The sequence below is a fragment of the Bacillus sp. UNC41MFS5 genome (assembly GCF_000686805.1).
Genome location: NZ_JMLP01000005.1, coordinates 321435 through 345278 on the forward strand (window position 1 = coordinate 321435; position 23844 = coordinate 345278).

General features: G+C 40.3%; 20 protein-coding genes and 1 other annotated feature. Of the genes, 17 read left to right on the forward strand and 3 right to left on the reverse strand.

Going from position 1 to position 23844, the window contains the following annotated elements:
* Window positions 1-1660: 1660 nt before the first annotated feature.
* From BR30_RS0101650 to yajC, 8 genes are all read left to right on the forward strand, one after another.
* Window positions 1661-2653 carry a phosphotransferase gene (locus BR30_RS0101650; RefSeq protein WP_231507604.1) on the forward strand — a complete coding sequence of 331 codons (993 nt, stop codon included), beginning with the start codon at window positions 1661-1663 and terminating at the stop codon, window positions 2651-2653.
* A gap of 105 nt (window positions 2654-2758) precedes the next feature.
* The gene (locus BR30_RS32535; RefSeq protein ID WP_197032277.1) at window positions 2759-3454 is read left to right on the forward strand and encodes a YhcN/YlaJ family sporulation lipoprotein; all 696 of its coding nucleotides are present in this window, start codon (window positions 2759-2761) and stop codon (window positions 3452-3454) included.
* Between the two features lie 130 nt (window positions 3455-3584).
* Entirely contained in the window at window positions 3585-4139 is a 555-nt protein-coding gene (locus BR30_RS0101660) for an intercompartmental signaling factor BofC (RefSeq protein WP_026563453.1), read from the forward strand.
* A 373-nt stretch (window positions 4140-4512) separates the two neighbouring features.
* Window positions 4513-5124 carry a Holliday junction branch migration protein RuvA gene (ruvA, locus tag BR30_RS0101665; RefSeq protein WP_026563454.1) on the forward strand — a complete coding sequence of 204 codons (612 nt, stop codon included), beginning with the start codon at window positions 4513-4515 and terminating at the stop codon, window positions 5122-5124.
* Between the two features lie 10 nt (window positions 5125-5134).
* On the forward strand, window positions 5135-6136 hold the full coding sequence (gene ruvB, locus BR30_RS0101670) for a Holliday junction branch migration DNA helicase RuvB (protein ID WP_026563455.1): 1002 nt from the start codon (window positions 5135-5137) through the stop codon (window positions 6134-6136).
* A 34-nt stretch (window positions 6137-6170) separates the two neighbouring features.
* Window positions 6171-7199, forward strand: coding sequence for a tRNA preQ1(34) S-adenosylmethionine ribosyltransferase-isomerase QueA (gene queA / locus BR30_RS0101675; protein WP_026563456.1), 1029 nt, complete (start codon window positions 6171-6173; stop codon window positions 7197-7199).
* Window positions 7200-7226: 27 nt separating this feature from the next.
* Window positions 7227-8366, forward strand: coding sequence for a tRNA guanosine(34) transglycosylase Tgt (gene tgt / locus BR30_RS0101680; RefSeq protein WP_026563457.1), 1140 nt, complete (start codon window positions 7227-7229; stop codon window positions 8364-8366).
* A 29-nt stretch (window positions 8367-8395) separates the two neighbouring features.
* The gene (gene yajC / locus BR30_RS0101685) at window positions 8396-8686 is read left to right on the forward strand and encodes a preprotein translocase subunit YajC (RefSeq protein ID WP_026563458.1); all 291 of its coding nucleotides are present in this window, start codon (window positions 8396-8398) and stop codon (window positions 8684-8686) included.
* A 50-nt stretch (window positions 8687-8736) separates the two neighbouring features.
* On the opposite strand, the gene BR30_RS35555 is transcribed toward yajC, so the two are convergent.
* A complete protein-coding gene (locus BR30_RS35555; protein ID WP_331280757.1) occupies window positions 8737-9129 on the reverse strand; it encodes a TIGR04086 family membrane protein in 393 nt (130 codons plus the stop codon).
* Window positions 9130-9356: 227 nt separating this feature from the next.
* Here BR30_RS35555 and BR30_RS0101690 point away from each other — a divergent pair, with 227 nt between their 5' ends.
* Window positions 9357-10016 (forward strand): DUF421 domain-containing protein, encoded by a 660-nt coding sequence (locus BR30_RS0101690; protein WP_026563459.1) that lies wholly within the window; start codon window positions 9357-9359, stop codon window positions 10014-10016.
* Window positions 10017-10048: 32 nt separating this feature from the next.
* Here the strand turns inward: BR30_RS0101690 and spoVB are convergent, their stop codons facing one another.
* A complete protein-coding gene (gene spoVB, locus BR30_RS0101695) occupies window positions 10049-11596 on the reverse strand; it encodes a stage V sporulation protein B (protein WP_026563460.1) in 1548 nt (515 codons plus the stop codon).
* A 138-nt stretch (window positions 11597-11734) separates the two neighbouring features.
* Here spoVB and BR30_RS0101700 point away from each other — a divergent pair, with 138 nt between their 5' ends.
* The 6 genes from BR30_RS0101700 to dtd all read left to right on the forward strand — a co-directional run bounded on the left by BR30_RS0101700 (window position 11735) and on the right by dtd (window position 20239).
* Entirely contained in the window at window positions 11735-12031 is a 297-nt protein-coding gene (locus tag BR30_RS0101700) for a post-transcriptional regulator (RefSeq protein ID WP_026563461.1), read from the forward strand.
* A gap of 144 nt (window positions 12032-12175) precedes the next feature.
* On the forward strand, window positions 12176-14440 hold the full coding sequence (secDF, locus tag BR30_RS0101705; protein WP_026563462.1) for a protein translocase subunit SecDF: 2265 nt from the start codon (window positions 12176-12178) through the stop codon (window positions 14438-14440).
* Between the two features lie 100 nt (window positions 14441-14540).
* On the forward strand, window positions 14541-16904 hold the full coding sequence (recJ, locus tag BR30_RS0101710) for a single-stranded-DNA-specific exonuclease RecJ (RefSeq protein WP_026563463.1): 2364 nt from the start codon (window positions 14541-14543) through the stop codon (window positions 16902-16904).
* Window positions 16895-17407 (forward strand): adenine phosphoribosyltransferase, encoded by a 513-nt coding sequence (locus BR30_RS0101715; RefSeq protein WP_026563464.1) that lies wholly within the window; start codon window positions 16895-16897, stop codon window positions 17405-17407. Before recJ ends, BR30_RS0101715 begins: the two co-directional genes overlap by 10 nt.
* A gap of 179 nt (window positions 17408-17586) precedes the next feature.
* Window positions 17587-19785: a RelA/SpoT family protein gene (locus BR30_RS0101720; RefSeq protein ID WP_026563465.1), complete on the forward strand. Its 2199-nt coding sequence runs from the start codon at window positions 17587-17589 to the stop codon at window positions 19783-19785.
* A 10-nt stretch (window positions 19786-19795) separates the two neighbouring features.
* On the forward strand, window positions 19796-20239 hold the full coding sequence (gene dtd, locus BR30_RS0101725; RefSeq protein WP_026563466.1) for a D-aminoacyl-tRNA deacylase: 444 nt from the start codon (window positions 19796-19798) through the stop codon (window positions 20237-20239).
* Window positions 20240-20279: 40 nt separating this feature from the next.
* Here the strand turns inward: dtd and BR30_RS0101730 are convergent, their stop codons facing one another.
* Window positions 20280-21818 (reverse strand): N-acetylmuramoyl-L-alanine amidase family protein, encoded by a 1539-nt coding sequence (locus BR30_RS0101730; protein WP_026563467.1) that lies wholly within the window; start codon window positions 21816-21818, stop codon window positions 20280-20282.
* Between the two features lie 167 nt (window positions 21819-21985).
* Here BR30_RS0101730 and BR30_RS37210 point away from each other — a divergent pair, with 167 nt between their 5' ends.
* Window positions 21986-22162: a hypothetical protein gene (locus BR30_RS37210; protein ID WP_026563468.1), complete on the forward strand. Its 177-nt coding sequence runs from the start codon at window positions 21986-21988 to the stop codon at window positions 22160-22162.
* Between the two features lie 60 nt (window positions 22163-22222).
* Window positions 22223-22464, forward strand: a binding site (T-box leader).
* A 98-nt stretch (window positions 22465-22562) separates the two neighbouring features.
* Window positions 22563-23834: a histidine--tRNA ligase gene (hisS, locus tag BR30_RS0101740; RefSeq protein WP_026563469.1), complete on the forward strand. Its 1272-nt coding sequence runs from the start codon at window positions 22563-22565 to the stop codon at window positions 23832-23834.
* Window positions 23835-23844 lie beyond the last annotated feature (10 nt).

Genomic DNA, 23844 nt, shown 5'->3' on the forward strand with positions numbered 1-23844 from the left:
ATGAACATGCAAAATATGACAGTACAACAACCACAATTGCCGCCTAAACCTGCCAATATCCTGCCTCAAATCAAAGAAGTACCAAAGAAAGAAATGCCAATTAAAGAAATGCCAATTAAAGAAATGCCTATAAAACAAATGCCAATCAAAGAAATGCCAATCAAAGAAGCACCAATCAAAGAAATGCCAATCAAAGAAACACCCCTTGTTCCTGCACCGCCTCCAGTGATGGAAGCACCTGAACAGGTAGCACCGCAACAGGATTATTGTGTTCCAGTTACTCCAATCATGCCTGGACCAGGATTCTGTCCTCCATATGGCGGATTCCCGATGCCTATGCAACCATTCATGCCTTACCCACAAGGGCAAGGTGGGGTGATTCCAATGCCGCCAGTAATGCCAAGTGGGTTCCCGGGAAGTCCAGGGACAGTGCCATCTGTTGCAGGAACATCGTTTGTTGCACCGCATTTCGATGAGGAATCATCCTTTATGCCGCAATTGCCTGTTATGAACCCAGCCTATAATCCGGGTGCAGTAATGGGCGCTCAATCACCACAGGCGCCAATGGGCTACCCTTACATGGATCCGTCAGCATTCGGTCAAATGCCACAAGGCTATGGCCAGCCAACGATGCCAGGAGGCTTTGGACAAATGCCACAAGGGTTTGGCCAGCAAATGCCAGTAGGCTCAGGTCAAATGCCACAAGGATTTGGCCAGCAAATGCCAGTAGGCACAGGTCAAGTGCCACAAGGGTTTGGCCAGCAAATGCCAGCAGGCACAGGTCAAATGCCACAAGGATTTGATCAGCAAATGCCAGCAGGATTTGGACAAATGCCACAAGGGTTTGGCCAGCAAATGCCAGCAGGCTTCGGTCAAATGCCACAAGGGTTTGGCCAGCAAATGCCAGCAGGCTTTGATCAAATGCCACAAGGGTTTGGCCAGCAAATGCCAGCAGGCTTTGATCAAATGCCACAAGGGTTTGGCCAGCAAATGCCAGCAGGATTTGGACAAATGCCACAAGGATTTGGTCAAATGCCAACCGGTTTCCCAATGGAAAGTCCTTCTGGATTTGAGATAGCACAAAATCCAGCTGGCTTTGCCCCATCTCCAGTAATGCCTGGTAGCATGTTCGGAAATCCTGCGATGGGAAATCCGTATGGAATGGGCGCACCGTATGGCCAAATGCCATTCGGCTACCCGCAAATGAGTGGTCCAATGGGTGTACCTGCACATTTTGAATCTCCAGAAATGGCTGGACCTGGTTCGTTCATGCTGCCACCTCAAGGTTTTCCAGCAGGAGCTGGAGGTGATTGCGGCTGCGGAGGGGCACCATCAGGAATGCCAGTGGGAATGTTGGCACCAATGGCGATGCCGCAGCAAGCACCAATGGCAATGCCGCAGCAAGCACCAATGGCAATGCCGCAGCAAGCACCAATGGCAATGCCGCAGCAAGCACCAATGGCAATGCCGCAACAAGCACCAATGCAACAGCGGGAATCAATACAACAGCAAGCACCAATGGCACAAAACTTTGTGCCGCCAACCCCGCCAATATACAGTGCACCATATACAGGGCCTGTTAATGCAGCACAGCCTCCTTATATGAATCCATATGGTATGGGTCCGGTGGGAACAAGTCCTTATGGGATGCCTGGTTACCATGATGAGAGCCTTTAATACACCAAATCATAAAAAGGGAGACGATGATTATTTTGATCGTCTCCTCTCTTATTTTCAATCTCAGTTCTATGAACGAATCCTTCAGATGGTTCCGATTCGAAAATCTGTTATTTATTTAAGAACAGATAAAAATACTTACGTCCTAAAAGGGTATCATACCAACAATAGGCTAAGACTCCAAGAAGCCTTTACAGCCACTCTGAAAAAAGAAGGATTTGGAAAGACCTATTTATTTTTGACTTCCCAAGTGAGAGAACAGCTTTTTTTTGAAGGAACCTACTTTGGATGTATGGAGTACATACCTCCAAGTAAATCGGTATTTTCGTTCCACTCGCATAAGAATCGCCAAGAAGGAATTGAGTTATTAGAACAATTTCACCAAACCACGGCATCGTTTGAAGCACGCTATCGAACTTTACTTCCAAAAGGACATCTCATCGAAAAATGGTCGGAACGATTAAATGTATTTACTAATAATCTTCCCTATCTTGGCTATTTTATCAATGAGCCAGTAATCACGGAAATGCTTGCTTGGGCTGACTGGTCACTGGAAGGGATGGAAAATAACCGGAGCTTCTTTCAAACTGAACCCCCTCTCATTCTCCATGGGGACGTAGCCCATCATAATTTCTTAAGGGATACAGGGGGACAATTAAATCTCATTGATTTTGATTTAATCAGCATTGGTCCTGCTTCCTTTGATTATTTACAATACGCCAATCGGATTTTACCTTATCTTGATTGGTCATTCGAAAAACTGTCAAGTCTTAAACAAATTAAGAAATACTTACACGAAGCCGCTTTTTTATATGCATTAGCCTATCCAGCAGATATTTTTCGGGAATGGAATCGAATGATTCGTGAAAAATCATATATGGACCATATGAAATATAAACAAGTAATGGACTTAACAATCAGTCAATTTTATGCTAGGAAAAAATTTATTGATCATTTAAAGAAGTTAGTGGACTAAACTGAGTTGGAATTATCCGTCTGAATGAAATCCCCTCAAAAATAACACCCTAATAATGAGCATAGGTTTCACATGCTCAGGATGTTAATGGAGGGGGTTTTTCGCTTGAACAAGAAACAGTGGATGATTCCTCTTTCAGCCACATTAATGTTGGGGCTGGCTGGATGTGCAAGTAATAATGATCGTGCAGGGGTTAACGATAACAATAAAAATTCTTTAAATCCGGTCGGATATTACTCCAATGAAAACCACCCAACCTCAAATAATAATCTTTTTAGAGATGACGACGGGGCAATTACGGAAATGATGGATCATTCTCTAGGGGATGAGGATCAAGTTACGAACGAAAACAAAAGAAGGCAGCTTCAAACTAAAGATGGAAATGGGAATCCAAAGAATCCAACAAAACCTTTAGCTTCCAATGACCGTAATATTTTCCAACGAGATAATCGCTTTAGTTCGAGTGATATGAATTATCACGGTCATTTAAATGTAAACACCAGAAATACTGGGGTGGCTACTAACCCTGACTTTCAAAATAATGTTACGAATAAAATCAGAAACAAAGTAGGTGCGGTTCCTAATGTACAGGCGGTTCGATCCGTTGCCTATGGAAATACAATCATTGTTTCCGTGAATTTAAATAACCATGGCAAAGCCGCAGCTACCAAAAGAGCGATTCAGAAAGCAGTACAGCCATACGCAAATGGAAGAACGGTAAAGGTCATCATTGATGAGGGAACCCTTGGCCGCGATCGTAACTTTTATAATGATAGTCAGCAGGAAAAAGGCGGAAGATAATTCTTCCAGGTTGAGGGTAAAGCTATTTAGCTTTACCCTTTTTAACATGTCATGGAGGATAAAAAGGCAAAATAAGGCTAAACTATTACTGTATAGAAGGTTCAATTTTTAACAATAAGAGGTGAGTAGCATGAGGTATCATTGGATGGCATGGTTTAGGTATATGTTCGCCGGATTCGCTGTTCTTCTCTTCATGTTTATTATTAATGCCAAGGAAATGACCATTATTGGCTCAGCCGCACCCATGGATTACCATCAGAAAGAGGAAAAAACTGAACCTTTAAATATTAAGGTTATTTTGGAAAGGGTATATTTGGATGGGGAAATAAGTCAAGAAGTGGTCAATGAGACATGCTGGTCCTTGGAGAACTTTTGGGCTAAGTATGACCAATGGCAGCCGATCGACATTGACGGATCGACATTGGTTTTTCAAAAACAAGTCAATGACATATCTCCCTTGCTGAAAGCAAATGGCTTTTTTGGAATTACCGAAGAGGGTGTTTTGAGCATTTTTAATGGAAAACCTGACCAATTAAGAATTATCCAATCATTTTTTCAAATAGATATTAAGAGACTCGAGAGCACAAAGCAAGAAGAATTAATTCAAGGCATTCCAATCAAAAATAAGAATCGATATGTAGAAGTGTTAGAGACATTTAAGCCTTATTCTTTAAAAAAAGAATAGAAATACTTATCAATCAGACTGATGCCGCCCTTTCAGCCTGGTTTTTTTTTGAAAAATAGAGATCGATTAGGGTGTTTCAGTGGTGCAATGAGCGAATTTCGATGTTCAATGAGCGAATTCCGCACTAAAATGAGCGAATCCAATTTCTATCAGCGAATTCCAAGCATCTATCAGCGAATATCGCAATTCTATCAGCGAATTCCCAACTTCAATCGGCGAATATCGCAATTCTATCAGCGAATCGAAAAATCCCCCTCCTTGCGAAGCCGTATTCCGAATAGTTCGATGTTTCTCCCAATAGTTATTTTCTATAACTTACGTAAAATTGTATGGTAGAATGAAATACAGTGCAAAACTAGGGGAGAGAATGCAAGTGTACGAATTTTTTAAAGGGACCGTCGAATTTGTCGGTCCAGAATATATCGTGATTGAAAACAACGGAATCGGCTACCAAATCGCAACACCCAATCCGTTTATCTATGCGGGTAAAATGGAAACAATGGTAACAGTATATACCTATCATTATGTTCGTGAGGATATCAATGCCCTCTACGGCTTTGAAACTAGAGAAGAGAAAAAGCTTTTTACAAAATTATTAAATGTCTCAGGAATTGGTCCAAAAGGGGCACTCGCCATACTTGCTTCTGGTGAAGTGCAGCAGGTGGTTACGGCTGTTGAAAATGAGGATGAGAGTTTCCTTGTCAAATTCCCGGGAGTTGGCAAAAAAACAGCCCGTCAAATGATCCTGGACCTAAAAGGAAAATTGCAGGACATTGTTCCAGATTACTTCCCTAACTTATTTAATGCTGACCAACTTGAGCTGCATACACAAAAGGGTAATTCAAATTTAGAAGAAGCCATTCTTGCCCTGAAAGCATTAGGTTATTCCGAGAAAGAAATCAAAAAGATAACACCTGAGTTAAGAAAAGAACAAATGTCTACGGACCAATACATTAAAAAAGCCCTGCAGCGGCTTTTAAAATAGGTGATGATTCATGGAAGATCGGATTATTTCTAGTGAAGTTAACGAGAGCGAGATGAGCATTGAACAGAGCCTTAGGCCGCAAGTTCTCAGTCAATATATAGGGCAAGATCAAGTAAAGGAAAATCTCGATATTTATATAAAGGCTGCAAAAATGCGGAAGGAAACGTTAGATCATGTATTGCTTTATGGTCCGCCCGGATTAGGAAAAACGACACTTGCCGTCATTATCGCCAATGAAATGGGTGTAAATATCCGAACCACTTCAGGACCAGCAATAGAAAGACCCGGTGATTTAGCAGCGATTCTTACGGCACTGGAGCCTGGAGATGTATTATTTATTGATGAAATCCATCGATTGCAACGGACGATCGAAGAAGTTCTTTATCCAGCGATGGAGGATTTTTGCCTTGATATTGTTATCGGCAAGGGACCAAGCGCGAGGTCTGTACGCCTTGATCTCCCACCGTTTACTCTGGTTGGTGCGACAACGAGGGCAGGTTCCTTATCGGCTCCATTACGCGACCGGTTTGGAGTTTTAAGTCGTCTCGAGTATTATAAGGAAGACCAATTGAAAAATATTGTCCTGCGAACAGCTGAAGTGTTCGGTACCGAAATTGACGGCCTTTCAGCAGCAGAAATTGCTCGGAGATCACGGGGGACCCCGAGGATTGCGAACCGTCTCCTCCGCCGGGTGAGAGATTTTGCCCAAGTAAGAGGGGATGGAACAATTGATCTTGCTCTTGCACGAGAAGCACTTGAACTGCTTCAAGTCGATAAACTAGGATTAGATCATATCGACCATAAACTGCTGAAGGGCATTATCGAAAGATTCCGCGGTGGTCCCGTCGGACTGGATACGATTGCAGCTTCCATTGGAGAAGAATCTGAAACCATCGAAGATGTATATGAACCATATTTATTACAAATTGGTTTTTTACAAAGAACTCCACGTGGCAGGGTGGTAACCCCGCTGGTTTATAACCATTTTGGGATGGATATGCCGGCCACTTGATTAATTATTAAAAAATAGATTAGGGTGTCATAATATGAAGGTAGATTTATTTGATTTTCATTTACCGGAGGAGTTAATTGCGCAGGTCCCATTGCAAAATCGGACCGACAGCCGCTTAATGGTCCTTGATAAACAATCCGGTGAATTAAAGCATGAAGTATTTAAAGATGTGATTGAGTATTTGCGTGAAGGAGATTGCCTTGTCTTAAACGATACAAAGGTACTTCCTGCACGTCTTTTTGGTGTCAAAAAAGATACAGGTGCAAAAATTGAAGTTTTACTCTTGAAGCAGCTGGAAGGAGACAGTTGGGAAACACTTGTTAAGCCAGCAAAAAGAGTAAAAGAAGGAACCGAAATCGATTTCGGCGATGGATTACTTACAGCCGTTTGCACTGGAACCTCGGAACATGGCGGGCGTGTTTTAGAATTCAAATATGAAGGCATTTTTTATGAGGTGCTTGACCAATTAGGCGAAATGCCGCTCCCACCATACATAAAAGAGCAGCTCGAGGACCGGGATCGATATCAGACTGTGTATGCGCGTGAACCTGGTTCAGCCGCAGCGCCAACTGCTGGTCTTCATTTTACAGACCGCTTATTAGAAGAGATTAAAGCAAAAGGTGTCCATATTGCCTTTATTACCCTCCATGTCGGACTGGGGACTTTCCGTCCTGTGAGTGTAGATGATGTATTAGAGCACGATATGCACTCTGAATTTTATATGATGACAGAAGGGACAGCCAGGCTGCTAAATGAGGTTAGAAGTAATGGGGGCAGAATCATTTCAGTAGGGACAACCTCCACTCGCACACTTGAAACCATTGCCTCGGCAAATGATGGGCAATTTATAGAAGGAAGCGGCTGGACAAACATTTTTATTTATCCCGGCTATGAATTTAAAGCCATTGATGGAATGATTACGAACTTTCACTTGCCGAAATCAACCTTGATTATGCTTGTCAGTGCGTTAGCAGGCAGAGAACATGTGCTACATGCCTATCAAACTGCTGTAGCTGAGAGGTATCGTTTTTTTAGTTTTGGTGATGCGATGTTAGTCATCTAAGGATTGCATTAGGAAGGAGACAAAATATTGACTGCTATTCGTTATGAATTAATTAAGACATGTAAACAAACAGGGGCCCGGCTAGGCAGAGTCCATACCCCGCACGGATCATTTGATACTCCTGCATTTATGCCTGTTGGCACACTTGCTACTGTAAAAACAATGTCACCCGAAGATCTAAAGGAAATGGGTGCAGGAATCATATTAAGTAACACCTATCATCTATGGCTTCGACCAGGGCATGAAATCATCAAGGAAGCGGGCGGATTACATAAATTTATGAACTGGGACCGGGCAATCCTTACCGATTCAGGTGGGTTTCAGGTATTTAGTTTAAGTGAATTCCGTAAAATTGAAGAAGAAGGAGTACATTTCCGCAACCATATGAGTGGTGAAAAATTATTTTTATCACCAGAAAAGGCGATGGAAATTCAAAATGCTCTTGGTTCCGATATTATGATGGCCTTTGATGAGTGCCCGCCATTTCCTGCCACTTACGAATATATGCAAAAGTCTGTGGAGCGAACATCACGCTGGGCTGAGCGTTGTTTAACGGCCCATAGCCGACCAAATGACCAAGGCTTATTTGGAATCGTTCAAGGGGGAGAATATGAGGAACTTCGCAAGCAGAGTGCAAAAGACCTAGTTTCCTTAGACTTTCCTGGCTATGCTGTTGGAGGTTTGTCTGTCGGTGAACCAAAAGATGTCATGAACCGTGTACTAGAGTTTACGACGCCACTGTTACCATCGGATAAACCACGATATTTAATGGGAGTGGGATCGCCAGACTCGTTAATTGACGGTTCGATTCGCGGGATTGATATGTTTGACTGTGTATTGCCAACACGAATTGCCAGAAATGGAACATTGATGACCAGCACGGGCCGACTTGTCGTGAAAAATGCACAATATGCAAGAGATTTTGGCCCGCTTGATGAAAATTGCGATTGCTACACATGCCGAAATTACAGCCGTGCATACATCCGCCACTTAATAAAATGTGATGAAACGTTTGGAATTCGCTTAACGTCTTACCATAATCTCTATTTTCTGTTAAGATTAATGGAGAAAGTCAGACAAGCCATCATGGAAGACCGGCTTGGTGATTTTAGAGAAGAATTTTTTGAACGTTATGGTTTTAACAAACCGAACGCGAAAAATTTCTAATAGATGTTTATTGAAAGGAGGGAAACAGGATGTCTGGAGGAATTGGTACAATCATTCCATTAATATTAATGTTTGTGTTATTTTATTTCCTATTAATTCGCCCGCAACAAAAGCGCCAAAAAGCGGTTCAGAAAATGCAAAGTGATTTAAAAAAGGGTGATAAAGTAGTCACGATTGGTGGATTACATGGTTTTATAGATTCAATTGATGACAATAAAGCCGTCATTAAATGTGGTGACGGAAGCCGTCTTACATTTGACCGTAATGCTATTCGTGAAGTCACTGCTGATGCAGGCGAAAGCGTAAACCTATCAAAATAATATCAAACAAAAAGGAAGCCGCGGTGTTGGCTTCCTTTTACTATTGTTAGCTAAGCAGATCTACGAGAATTATTCGTAGATATGTTTACTCCTAAAATACCACCCATCATCGCAATTAATGTGTAGCAAGTATGGTAAATGACTTGTTCGCTATCAAACAAGCGATCATATCCTAAGTACTGGAATAAAAAGACAATGACTGAGTAGATTAAGCCAGTCATTCCCCCAATAAGCCAACCCTTTTCTTTTCTTTTTCCTCCAGATAAAAAACCGCCTCCGAATAGCCCGATAAAAGATAGTGCCGTAACTACGTATTGAAGTGATACCTCACGTGCAGACGTAAACCTAAGAATAAACGCAAATATTAGGCTGCTAATTACAGCAAAAACGAGAATAAAAATTAATCCGTACAGAATGGAAGTGCCAAAGCTTTTCGATTCGATTTTAACTCTCCCCCTTCAATTGCCCTTTAGGCTGGCATTTATATAAACTCTTTCGTGCCTGCCCCTAGTTAAGTTTCTTCCTAGTACAAGCGTATTCGTGAAAGGGGAAAAGTAGAATAAATTTTATATGATTTTTTAATGGAAGAGGGTGTTGGTATTTTATTCCGCTAATTTTTCACTTTATAATGCAAACAATATCGTTGAATGTAAAAAAAGGGGCGACAGTTATGGAAGAATATGTGACGATTGTGTATCGAACATTGTTTTTTTATGTACTTATCCTAGTTATTTTTCGTGTAATGGGGAAAAGGGAAATTGGAGAATTAAGTATTCTGGATCTCGTTGTTTTTATCATGATTGGTGAAATGGCTGTTGTTTCAATCGATGAACCAAAAGATCCTTTGATTTATACAGTTGTGCCTATGATTTTACTAATGATCATTCAAATACTTCTAGCGCTCATTTCTTTAAAAAGTAAAAAATTCCGTAATCTCATTGATGGGCAGCCAAGCATTATTATTAATCGAGGGAAAATTGATGAGAAAGCGATGAGGAAGCAGCGGTATAATTTTGATGATTTAATGACACAGCTCCGTGAAAAAGACATTCGTAGTATTGCCGACGTTGAATTTGCGATTCTTGAATCCTCGGGAAGTTTGTCCGTCATTGAAAAGCTAAAGAATGAAAACGCAGAATCTCAGCAAGGAGATATTACAATCCCTTTAATACTAGATGGGAATATTGATGATGAAAATTTAATAAGAATTAATAAAACAAATCTCTGGCTGCGTCAGGAGTTGAAAAAACAGGGCTATCGAGATGTTAAGAAGATCTCTTTTTGTAGTTTTGAAAACGGAAAATTCTTTATCGACTTAAAGGATGAATGAACAAAAGACACGCGCATGCGTGTCTTATTTCTTTAGGCAAAAATGTTTCCAATCCAAGGAATTCGTTTTAGTTCATCCCTTTTTATTAAACCTAACATAAGTACCAAAACAGTATAGGAAATGGACATGGCTAGCAAAGATAGAAGGACTCTTATGGCTAACGATTCATTAAGAAATAGGTGTGCAAATGACCAATAACCAAGCCAGCCAGATCCACCCATAACAAGAAATCCCTTTATATAATCGCGAACATAAAACGAAAAAGAAATCTTTTTTAGTACAGTGGCAAAATGAAGAATGGTCACTAAAACAAAGCCGACGAGAATTCCTATTGCCACCCCATTAATACCAAAGGAGGCTTGGGATGCCAGTAAAAAGATGACTGCTGTTTTAACGATGGCACCAATCAGACTATTAATCATAGCCGCCCGGGCAAGATTCAATGCCTGCAATACTGCCTGTAATGGTCCTTGATAGTAATAGAATAAGAAGAAAGGAGCCATCAATCGGATGAAATAAGAGCCTTTAGAAGAGCCATACATCAGCTCCATTAAAGGGTCGGCCAATACATAAAGCACAACGACCGCCAATCCTCCTGATAAGAAGGCAAATCTTAGGGCTTGTTGTAATCGGTATTCAATTAATTTTTTGTTGTTTTGGGTATTGGCTTCACTAATCGCAGGGACGAGTGAAGTGGCTAAAGAAAAAGTGATGAATGATGGTAACATCAATAGTGGCATGGCAAAACCGGTTAAGGCCCCATATTGTTTAGTGGCTTCGACGGTGACGACACCCGCAAGGGCTAAGCTATGAACCACAACAATTGGTTCAAAAAACCATGCCACCGATCCAATCATCCGGCTTCCCATGGTCGGCAGGGCAATATCCATTAGGTCTTTAAATGTTTGTTTCCCACTGTGAACAAATTGAAAGAATTTTTTCCGGAGCCTAAAACGTTTTTTTAATTTAAAGGTAGTCATTAAATAAATGAGTGATACAAGTTCACCAATCACAGAAGAAATCATAGCAGCAGCGGCTGCATATTCGATTCCATAAGGAAGGAACGCTTTTGTCATAACGGCAATCAGGGAAATTCGTACAAATTGTTCTAAAATTTGTGAGATTGCAGAAGGACGCATCTGTTGTCTTCCTTGAAAGTATCCTCTTAGTACCGAGGAAATAGCAATCACAGGAACGACTGGAGCTATGGCAATTAAGGGATAAAAGGTCCGTGGGTCCGTAAACAATGTTTTCGAGAGCAGTGGTGCAAGTAATAATAGAGCTGGGGTAAAAATAAGAGACAGTGAAATTGTTATCGCAAGGGAAACGACAAGAATTTTTTTAATCTCTGCAAAATTGCCTTTGGCTTCTGCCTCAGCCACATTTTTTGAAATAGCCACAGGCAGTCCCATCTGTGTGAGCGTCACTACAAGGATAAAGGTAGGAAACGCCATCATGTATAAGCCAACGCCTTCTTCCCCTATACTCCGAGCTATAACAATTCGATTTATGAAACCAAGGACTCTTGTGATAAGGCCTGCGATTAATAGGATAAAGGTCCCTTTTAAAAACTTCGACATGCTGATTCCCACCTTCTCAAATAAGAAGAATTCATATACAATTAACTATATGCGTAAGGGTGGACAAAGCATGACAAGTTGTATCAGCTTTTTGGCAAGGTTCAATTAAAGGGGAGATTCTCCAAGGAGGCAGTCGTAATGGATGAACGTCACAGATTCGAACATTTTCGCTCCCAGGTCCAGCCAGCCGTAGCGAGTAAACTTATAGAGTTTCAGTTGCTAGGGCTTGATTCGGTAACGGAGGAGGAATTTTGGGATTTTTTAATTAAGAAAAAGTGGAAAAAAATCAAGAAAGAAATGAAACTGTACGAAATGATCCAAGAAATACTGTCTGTTAAAGCAAGTGATTTTATCAATTTTGCGACAATTGAGGCCTATAAAGCTTCCGACTTCTCCATGGATAATGAAGATGAATTAAAGGAACTTTTAAAATAGAAATAAGATAGATTCTCATATTATTGTAAATTGACAGCCAATCCATCTTCTTTCATAATGAAGGAAGTGACTTTTTTCTTATTTTTATATAAGGATTAGACGGAACAGTGCTGATGTACATGCATTAAGGAGGAACAATACATAATGGTAAAGCGCAGTAGAATCATTGCTTTCTTACTTGTGGTCCTAATTATCGGAAGCACAATGGGAGCAACTACAAAGAACATAATAAACAATATTAAACTCGGTCTAGACCTGCAAGGTGGATTTGAGGTCTTGTACGATGTTAAGGAAGCTAAGAAGGGTCAAAAAATTGACAAAGAGGTATTAGCAAGTACTGCTGAAGCACTTGACAGACGGATTAATGTTCTTGGTGTAAGCGAACCGAATATTCAAATTGAGGGGAATAACCGGATTCGTGTTCAACTAGCTGGGGTTACCGATCAAAATCAAGCACGTGAGATTTTATCTACCCAGGCAAATCTAACTTTCCGAGATGCTAATGATAAATTGATGATGGATGGCTCTGACTTAAAACAAGGCGGTGCTAAGCAAACCTTTGATGAAAATGGAGCCCCAAGCGTTTCTCTAACATTAAAGAGTGCGGACAAATTCCGTAAGGTGTCCGAACAAATTATGAATATGGCTCCAAATAATGTCCTTGTTATTTGGCTTGATTTTGTAGAAGGAAAAGACTCTTTTAAAAAAGAAGTAACAAAAGAGAACCCAAAATACTTATCAGCACCAACAGTAAAACAAATTTTTAATCAAAACACCGTTTCGATCGTTGGAAGTTTCACTACTGAAGAATCGCAAACTTTGGCTTCGCTATTAAATGCTGGGTCGTTACCAGTTAAGCTTGATGAGGTATACTCCACTTCTGTTGGAGCTAAGTTCGGGGAACAGGCATTACATGATACGGTTTTAGCTGGTATCATTGGTGTCATCATTATTTATCTGTTTATGATTTTTTATTATCGTTTTCCAGGCCTTATTGCGACCGTTACATTAACTATTTTTACTTATCTAGTTTTATTAATTTTCGATTGGATGAATGGGGTTCTTACTTTACCGGGAATTGCCGCGATTATTCTCGGAATCGGTATGGCAGTTGACGCCAATATTATTACCTATGAACGGATAAGAGAGGAACTAAAGGTAGGAAGAAGTGTTAAATCTGCGTTCCAAGCTGGTGAGCAGCATGCATTTACAGCCATTCTTGACGCAAACTTAACAACTATCTTAACTGCATGTGTATTATTCTTTTACGGAACAAGCTCTGTAAAAGGGTTTGCAACTATGTTAATCGTGAGTGTCCTTATGAGCTTTCTTACGAATGTTTATGGTGCAAGGCTATTACTTGGGCTATGGGTTCACAGTGGCTTATTAAATAACAAACCAGGATGGTTTGCTGTACGCAAGTCCCAAATTAAATCTATTAACGATAATGTAGATACTATCGATCTTCCGACTCGATTTGATAAAATTGATTTTGTTAAACTTAGGAATAAAGTATTCGTCCTATCGGGAGTTCTCATTGTTGCTGGAATTATTGCTATTTCTATATTCCGTATGAATTTAGGAATTGATTTTTCAAGTGGTACACGTGTTGAGGTTCAATCAAAAACACCTTTAACAACTACTCAAGTTGAAAATGCTTTTACTAAACTAAATTTAACACCAGATGATGTTGTCATTTCTGGTGAGAAAAAGGAAATTGGGGCAGTCCGAATGATAGGGGTACTGTCAAAAAATGAAATTGCCAATTTAAAAGCAGATTTTAAAAAGCAATTTGGCTATGAGCCAAATGTCAGCACCGTTTCTCCGACTATTGGGAAAGAACTAGCGAAAAATGCCTTTTTCGCGGTATTGATTGCATCAATCGGTATCATTCTCTACGTTTCGATTCGATTTGAAGCATATATGGCAATCGCAGCGATTGCGGCCATCCTTCATGATGCCTTTTTTATGATTGCTTTTTTTAGTATTACAAGACTTGAAGTCGATTTAAACTTTATCGCGGCGATATTAACCATTATCGGATACTCAAACCATGATACGATTGTTACATTCGATAGGGTTCGTGAGAATATGCAAAAGAAAAAACGGCTTAAAACAGTTCAGGATATTGCTGATGTGGTAAATGTAAGTATTCGTCAAACGTTAACTCGGTCATTTAACACCGTGTTAACAGTCCTCATTACGGTATTATGCTTAATGATTTTTGGAAGCCCGTCAATTTTCAATTTCTCAATCGCCTTATTTGTGGGATTGGTTATCGGTGTATATTCTTCCGTCTTTGTCGCAGGTTCTTTATGGTATGTTATGAAATGTAAAGAGTTGAAGAAGAAAGGCGTTATTAAAACGGTAAAAGAAAAAAGAAAATATTCAGATCAACCACAAGTATAAGTTCTCGAATCAAACCGCAGACCCTCTGCGGTTTTTTCTTTTGATTGAATCCTGTCCTGTACTCCTGTATAATGAGAAAGTCTGAGGGGTGAACATACACATGTTAAGTTCGAAAACTAGATGGATTGTTCGGAAATCCGATGAGCAACTAATCAAAAAGCTAGAAACTGAATTAAAAATTACGCCTCTTGTCGCTTCACTGCTTGTTAACCGTGGCTATGATACCGTTGAATCAGCACGGTATTTTTTATTTGGAAAGGAAAAGTTCCACGATCCTTTTCTTTTAAAAGGGATGGATATAGCAGTTAAAAGAATTCGTCAAGCCATTGAACAACAAGAGCCGATTCTTATTTTCGGTGATTATGATGCGGACGGAGTAAGCAGTACATCCGTATTAATGATTACGCTTCGAGACCTTGGTGCCAATGTACAATTTTATATCCCTAACCGCTTCACTGAAGGATATGGTCCGAATGAGACTGCATTCCGACATGCAGCGGAAAATGGAATAAAATTGATTATTACTGTGGATACTGGAATATCGGCTGTCCATGAGGCAGCCATTGCCGAAGAGCTTGGATTGGATCTAATTATTACCGATCACCATGAGCCAGGTCCGGTATTACCAACGGCAATTGCAATTATTCATCCAAAGCTCCCTGATAGTACCTATCCGTTTCGTGAGTTGGCTGGAGTAGGTGTAGCCTTTAAATTAGCCCATGCCCTCTATGGAGAAGTACCAGAGCATTTATTGGAGATTGCTGTAATTGGTACAATTGCTGACTTAGTCTCACTAAAAGATGAGAATCGTCTAATTGCTAAAAAAGGACTTGAAAAGTTAAAAACAACTAAAAATATTGGCCTGAAAGCCATATTAAAACTGGCAGGGGCTGACCCTCTGTCAATAAATGAAGAAACGATTGGTTTTACCCTCGCACCAAGGATTAACGCCGTGGGCCGTTTGGAAGATGCTGACCTTGCCGTCCAGCTAATCTTAACGGATGATCCAATAGAGGCGGAGAACTTGGCCGCGGAAATGGATGACCTTAATAAATCCAGGCAGTCTATTGTTAATACGATTACGACTGAGGCAATGGAAGAGGTTGAAACGCACTTCCCCATTGAGACCAATAAAGTTCTTGTCATTGGTAAGGAAGGCTGGAATGCTGGTGTAATAGGTATTGTCGCCTCAAGGCTAGTTGAAAAGTATTACAGGCCGGTGATTGTTTTAAATTTTGATTCAGAAAAGGGAGTAGCTAAGGGTTCTGCCCGTAGTATTGCTGGATTTGATCTCTTTAAGAATTTATCAACCTGCCGTGAAATTTTGCCTCACTTTGGCGGACATCCCATGGCAGCAGGAATGACCTTAAAACTAGAAGATGTTGCTGAACTTCGCACACGATTAAATACACTAGCAGAAGAGCAACTTACCGATGAAGATTTTATTCCGGTGACATATCTTGATGAGGAAATCCCACTGGAACATGTAACTTTATCTTCATTAGATGAAATGAGTCTTTTAGCTCCTTTTGGCATGGACAACCCCAAGCCAAAGGTTTTAATAAATAATGTTGATATTACAAGTATCAGAAAAATTGGCAGTGAGCAAAACCATTTAAAGCTCCTTGTAAAAGAGAAGGATGCAAATCTGGATGGTGTCGGTTTTGGGTTAGGCCACTTGGTGGACCATATCTCACCAGCATCAAAAATTTCGTTAATTGGAGAATTATCTGTCAACGAATGGAACAATATACGTAAACCACAAATTTTTATCCATGATATCTCAGTAGAGTCATGGCAATTATTTGATTATCGGGGACAAAAGCGAATAAACAGTCTTTCAAATACAGTCCCAGCAGAAAACCGGAAATTTATTATTTTTAATGAAGAGCACCTTGAAAAAATAAATCCTAATTTGATGGCCGAGACCATTCTAATTCACGATATTGAGGCAGCAAAAGCTTTCGATGGGAAAAAGGCGAATATTGTTCTGGTTGATTTTCCATCATCGAAAGAGATCCTCAAGGTTTTATTTAAAGGGAAACAACCTGCGAGGATTTATGCTTATTTTTATAAAGAATCGAGTGATTTCTTCAGCACGGTTCCGACTCGTGATCATTTTAAATGGTTTTATGCTTTTCTCTTAAAGAAAGGGCCGATTGATCTTAAACGTAATGCTGATGACCTTGCTAAGCACCGCGGTTGGTCGCAGGAAACCATTAACTTTATGTCAAAGGTGTTTTCTGACCTGGATTTTGTTACAATAAACAATGGATTTATCACTTTAAAAACTGGAGCGCAAAAGCGTGACTTAACGGACTCTCGAACCTATCAGTTAAAACAAGCACAATATGAACTTGAAAGAGAGTTATTGTTTTCGTCCTTTCAGGAATTAAAAGGCTGGTTCGATCAAGTAATTCAAGAGTCGGTTGAATTTGAGGAGGCAATTACAGAATGGACTTAAAGGAATTTATTACAATTGTGCCAGACTGGCCAAAAGAAGGAATTAAATTTAAAGATATTACGCCTTTAATGAATAATGGTGAAGCATATAAATATGCAACTGACCAAATCGTTGCATACGCCAAAGAACGTAAGATTGATATTATCGTTGGACCTGAAGCCCGTGGTTTCATCATTGGCTGTCCAGTGGCATATGCCTTAGGTATTGGTTTTGCCCCAGTCCGTAAAGAAGGAAAGCTTCCTAGAGAAACCATTAAGGTTGGTTATGGTCTTGAATATGGGAAGGATATTCTAACCATCCATAAAGATGCTATTAAGCCAGGGCAACGCGTCCTTATCACGGATGATTTATTAGCTACTGGTGGAACAATTGATGCTACGATTCAATTAGTGGAGCAACTTGGCGGTGTAGTTGCCGGTATCGCTTTCCTAGTTGAGTTAAGCTATTTAGAAGGCAGACAAAAACTTGATGGTTATGATGTTTTAACATTAATGCATTATTAAACCATTAGTGAGGGCACTCGAAGCGCGAGTGCTCTCTTTATATAATAAAAAAACTTCTCAATCCCTTTACAACTTGGCTATTTTTTTCGATAATAGTAACAATCATTCATATTCAAGGAACTAATTTTTAGCGAATGACATTTATATAAATAAAATGAGACGAAAATAAAGGTGATTTCATGGCGAATGATTTAGTGTTGACAGCCGACCAAGTCATCGACAAGACTCGGAACTACTTAAATGAGGAACATGTTGAATTAGTAAAAAATGCATACGAATTCGCAAAACATGCTCATCGTGAACAATATCGAAAATCGGGAGAACCCTACATCATCCACCCCATCCAGGTTGCGGGCATTTTAGCTGACTTGGAGATGGATCCTGCTACGGTTGCTGCTGGTTTTCTTCACGACGTCGTAGAAGATACGAGTGTATCCTTAAAAGATATAGAAACAGCTTTTAATGACGAAGTGGCGATGCTTGTCGACGGCGTAACAAAATTAGGGAAAATTAAATATAAATCTCACGAGGAACAGCAAGCAGAAAATCACAGAAAAATGTTTGTGGCCATGGCTCAGGATATCCGGGTTATTCTGATTAAGCTTGCCGACCGTTTGCATAATATGCGGACACTTAAACACCTTCCTTTAGAAAAGCAGCGTCGGATTTCAAATGAAACACTTGAAATTTTTGCACCTTTGGCACATCGTCTTGGGATTTCTAAGATTAAATGGGAGCTCGAAGATACTGCATTAAGGTATTTAAATCCGCAGCAATACTATCGAATTGTTAACTTAATGAAAAAGAAGCGAGCCGAACGCGAGCAATATTTAGAGGATGTCATTGAAGAAGTAAAAAGCCGAATGGGAGAAGTGGCTATTAAAGCAGAGCTTTCTGGCCGCCCTAAGCATATTTATAGTATTTACCGAAAAATGGCTTTGCAAAATAAACAGTTCAGTGAAATTTATGATTTACTGGCCGTACGTATCGTCGTGAACAGTATTAAAGATTGCTATGCTGTCTTAGGGATTATTCACACCTGCTGGAAGCCGATGCCTGGCCGATTTAAGGATTATATTGCGATGCCGAAGCCGAATATGTATCAATCATTACATACCACGGTAATCGGGCCAAAGGGAGATCCGCTTGAGGTTCAGATTAGGACGAAGGAAATGCATCGGATTGCGGAATTCGGGGTTGCTGCTCACTGGGCATACAAAGAGGGCAAAGATGCAATCAACGATACCACTACTTTTGAACAAAAACTAACCTGGTTTAGAGAAATTCTTGAATTTCAAAATGATACTGCCAATGCGGAAGAATTTATGGAGTCATTGAAAATCGACTTATTTTCCGATATGGTGTTTATTTTTACGCCAAAAGGCGATGTGATCGAGTTGCCATCTGGTTCTGTTCCTATTGATTTTGCTTATCGAATTCACTCTGAAATTGGCAATAAGACGATAGGTGCAAAAGTGAATGGCAAAATGGTTACCCTTGACTATCGACTCAAGACTGGCGATATTATTGAAATCCTTACTTCGAAACATTCATACGGTCCAAGTCAGGATTGGTTGAAGCTTGCGCAAACATCGCAAGCGAAAAACAAAATCCGGGCCTTCTTTAAGAAACAACGCCGTGATGAAAATGTTGATAAAGGTAAAGAGTTAGTTGAAAAAGAAATTCGTAATATGGAATTTGATATTAAAGAAATATTAACCACAGACAATCTGAAAAAAGTTGCTGAAAAGTTTAATTTTTCCAATGAAGAAGATATGTATGCAGCGGTTGGCTATAATGGAGTAACGGCCTTACAGGTGGCAAACCGTCTGACTGAGAAATGGCGTAAAAAGAGGGATCAGGAACAAAGTTCGAATATTACGAATGCCATAACGGATTTAAAAACCTTCCCAGCAACGAAAAAGCGTGAATCCGGTGTCCGTGTATCCGGCATCGATAATTTATTGATTCGCTTATCAAGATGCTGTAACCCTGTACCTGGAGATGAAATCGTAGGTTTTATTACTAAGGGCCGCGGGGTATCTGTTCATCGTTCGGACTGCACGAATATCGATTCGAATGATGCCCAGTCAAGGTTAATCCCAGTTGAATGGGAATCTTCTTTAAATGACCGGAAAGAATATAATGTTGACATAGAAATTAGCGGCTATGACCGCAGAGGGCTTCTGAATGAGGTGCTTCAAGCGGTAAATGAAACGAAAACGAATATTTCTGCTGTTTCTGGTAAAACGGATCGGAATAAAATGGCTACAATTAACATGTCGATTGCGATCCATAATGTGGCGCACTTACAAAAGGTGGTCGAGCGCATTAAACAGATCCCAGATATCTATTCAGTACGTCGAATGATGAATTAAGGAGTTTAAAATGCGTGTAGTTGTTCAACGAAGTAAAAATGCCAGCGTAACCGTTGCTGGGGAAGTAACCGGGCAAATAACCAAAGGGCTTGTCTTACTTGTCGGTATTACTCATGAGGACAAAGAAGAGGATGCGGCCTATTTAGCTGATAAAATTGCCAATCTCCGTATTTTTGAAGATGAAGATGGAAAGATGAATTTTTCTTTAATGGATGTTGGTGGGGAAATTCTTTCAGTATCACAATTTACCCTTTACGGTGATTGTCGAAAGGGAAGAAGGCCGAACTTCATGGACGCGGCACGTCCAGAACAGGCTGTTGAACTTTATGAGGTTTTTAATGGCCTGCTTCGGGAAAAAGGGATCCGTGTTGAAACTGGCATATTTGGTGCCATGATGGATGTAGAACTAATCAATGACGGTCCCGTGACGTTGATTATTGAAAGTAAAGCATAAAAAAGGCTTAGCACTTATATGAAGTGCTAAGCCTTTTTGGCTATGGATTTTCTTTAAAATATCGTGCCAATCCATCAAATACACCCGAAGCGGCGTTTTCTTGGAATCCAGCAGATTTTATCATCATTTCTTCAGCCGGATTGCTTAAATAGCCTAGTTCCATTAAAACAGCTTTTTGACTATTTTCACGGATGACATGAAAATCGCCAAAACGGACCCCGCGGCTGTCCAATTTCGTATTCCAAACGGTTGATGCGAAAATGGACTCTGCAAGGGCTTGCTGGTAGGAGTGATAATAATAGCCAGTCATACCACGGGTACTTGGGTCGACACTGCTGTCGTAATGGAGGCTGATAAAGGCATCTGCATTATAGGTACTTGCCATATTCACGCGAGAGGCAAGTTGTAAATACGAATCATCCATTCTCGTTACATATACATTAGCACCTGCCGCCATTAATTTATCTGACAAAAGCTGTGCCGTCCGTAGTGTGAGGTCTTTTTCATATGTTCCGCTGACTCCAGTTGCCCCTTTATCCGTACCGCCATGCCCTGGATCAAGGACAATCGTTTTATTTTTAAGATAGCCTTCAGCGCCTGGCTTTTTAATCTGTGGTTTGGTTCCGTTAATGGAAACCAGCCAGCCAGCAATATAACCACTTCTTCCATCTTCTAACTTAATTTCATACCAGTCATTGATGATACTTTTTACGGAATAGGTTGCGCCTGTATTGGTCCGTTCGATGACATCTGATTGTACATCTGGTCCTTTGCGGATATTGGTCCCGTTATTTATTATCGTAACAATATTTTCCTTCTCGGCTTGTCCAGTTTGAGATTTAGAAGCCTCTTTCTCGAGAAACCAACCGGCTACCCACCCGAAACTACCAGACTCGTACTCTATCTTTGCCCAATTATTCATTTCTTCCACGATCGTAAAACTTTGCCCCATGGTTACAGTCCCAATGAGGTTGGAATTCAATGAGGCACTGGAGCGGACACTAAGGCTGTCAGCAGTTACTGTTCCAATCAAGCCACTCTTTTGTGCAGTACCTGAGGATGAGTCACCTGTTGCTTGGCCGTCAATAAACTCAGAAATAACCCAGCCTCTTACATTTGAAAAGCCAATCTCCAGCCAATTATCTTGTTTTGAATAAATGGTTACGCTTGTCCCATAGGTAAGTTTCCCAACAACTGGGCTGAATGCGGAAGGTTCCTGGCGCATATTTAAGGTATCAGCATTCACGATACCGTAATTAAGTTTTATAGCCGAATCTGTTGTGACACCAGAATTATTTGAATCTGTTTCTTTGGTGACGAGCCAATTAACGAGCCAGCCCGTTTGCCCATTATCAAGTTCAATTTCAATCCAATCGCCTTGTTCTTTCACAATCGGATACGTTTCGCCCCGATTTACTATTTTTATTAGAGGGTAACTCAGACCCGGACCGCCGCGAAGATTGACAAAATCGGTGGAAATCGTAATGGACTCTGTTGCTGCCACACTTTTACTATGAGGAATAAAGACTCCAATAATAAGAATAATAGATAATAGCCATAAACTACCTTTTTTGACCATAACACCCTCCTTTTCTATTTATTTTATTTTAGCGTATAAAAAGCTGAAAATCATTCCTAAATTGCTAATATTGACCAATTTGATGAGAAATCCTTATCTAGGATGCAAGTTTTTCACCAATGGTGGAGATAATATCAGTAATGAAGAAAAGGCTGAGGTGATTAGTAATGAGAGCAAGTGAAAAAGGAATGAACATCCAATCTATGGATGGACGGCTTTTCGGTGTTGATTTTCATGATTTTATTCAAAAAGAACAGCATGCAAACTCGTTTGAACTTGCATCAGAATTCGGAATAACAATTGGTGATGTCAGAAAGTTAAAAAAACATTTAGAAAGATCATAATTGGCTATTGACAATAGCTGCGATGCTCCGTAATATTAATTAAATAAAATGACATATTGTGATATACCAATGATGGAGCATAGTAATTAAGCAAACTCATGAATAGAGAGGAAATGTCCTGGGCTGAAAGCATTTCTACATGGAACTTAATGAATGAACACTCCGTAGGCTTCTCTCTGAAAAAGGGTACCCTCTAGTAGGAGAAGAACGTAGCAGGCGTTAACTGTTAAAGAGGAAGTGCATGTTGTTTATGCCTTCAACTAGGGTGGCACCGCGGGATTATTCAAACTCTCGTCCCTTGTATTCATACAAGGGATGGGAGTTTTTTGTTTGTTTTTATTTAGGAAAGTAGTAATAACTCCATCTACTTACATAAGAAAAAATAAGGAGGTTTTCCACTATGTCCATAAGCATTCCTCGGGGAACGCAAGACATTTTACCTGGAGAGGTAGAAAAGTGGCAACTGATTGAGGCTAAAGCGCGTGAACTTTGTGAGAAATATCAATATAAAGAGATTCGCACCCCAATATTCGAACATACAGATCTTTTTTCAAGAGGCGTTGGCGATAGTACAGATATTGTTCAAAAGGAAATGTACACATTTGAAGACCGCGGCAAACGAAGTCTAACCCTTCGACCAGAAGGTACCGCAGCGGTTGTTCGCTCTTATGTGGAGAAAAAAATGTTTGGGCTAGCTAATCAGCCGGTCAAGCTTTACTATATGGGACCGATGTTCCGATATGAACGTCCACAAGCAGGCCGCTTTCGCCAGTTTGTTCAATTCGGAATTGAAGCATTAGGCAGTAATGACCCTGCCATTGATGCAGAAGTCATTTCCCTTGCGATGAACTTGTATAAAGAAATGGGTTTAAAAAAGCTTAAGCTAATTATTAATAGCCTGGGTGATAAGGAAAGTCGCAGTGCTCACCGCGATGCTCTTGTAAACCACTTCAAACCAAGAATCGGTGAGTTTTGTCATGACTGTCAAAATCGTCTTGAAAAAAATCCACTCCGAATCTTGGATTGTAAGCAGGACCGCGAGCATGAATTGATGCAAACAGCACCATCGATCCTTGAATTCCTAAATGATTTTTCAAAAGATTATTTTGAAAAATTACAGAAGTATTTAACCCAATTGGATATTCCTTTCGAAGTCGATGCCAATTTAGTTCGTGGACTCGATTATTACAACCACACGGCATTTGAAATTATGAGTAATGCCGAAGGGTTTGGTGCGATCACCACATTGTGCGGCGGAGGCCGTTATAATGGTTTAGCTGAAGAAATTGGCGGTCCTGAAACACCAGGTATCGGCTTTGCCTTAAGTATTGAACGCTTTATTGCGGCTCTTCAAGCAGAAGGGATTGAGCTTGCCGTCAACGAAGGCATTGATTGTTACCTAGCCGCACTCGGGGAGGAAGCGAAGGATTACACCGTTGGATTGTTACAGCAGCTCAGGCGGGCAGGTTTTTCAACAGAAAGAGATTATTTGGATCGAAAAATTAAAGCTCAATTTAAAGCGGCTGATCGTCTAAAAGCTAAGTTTGTAGCAGTTTTAGGCGATGAAGAACTTAAAAATAATAAAATCAATGTAAAAAATATGGCTACAGGTGAGCAAGTAGAAATTGATTTAGCAGCTTTTATTACACAATTTAAAGAGTTACAGGATTAAGAGGGGGATA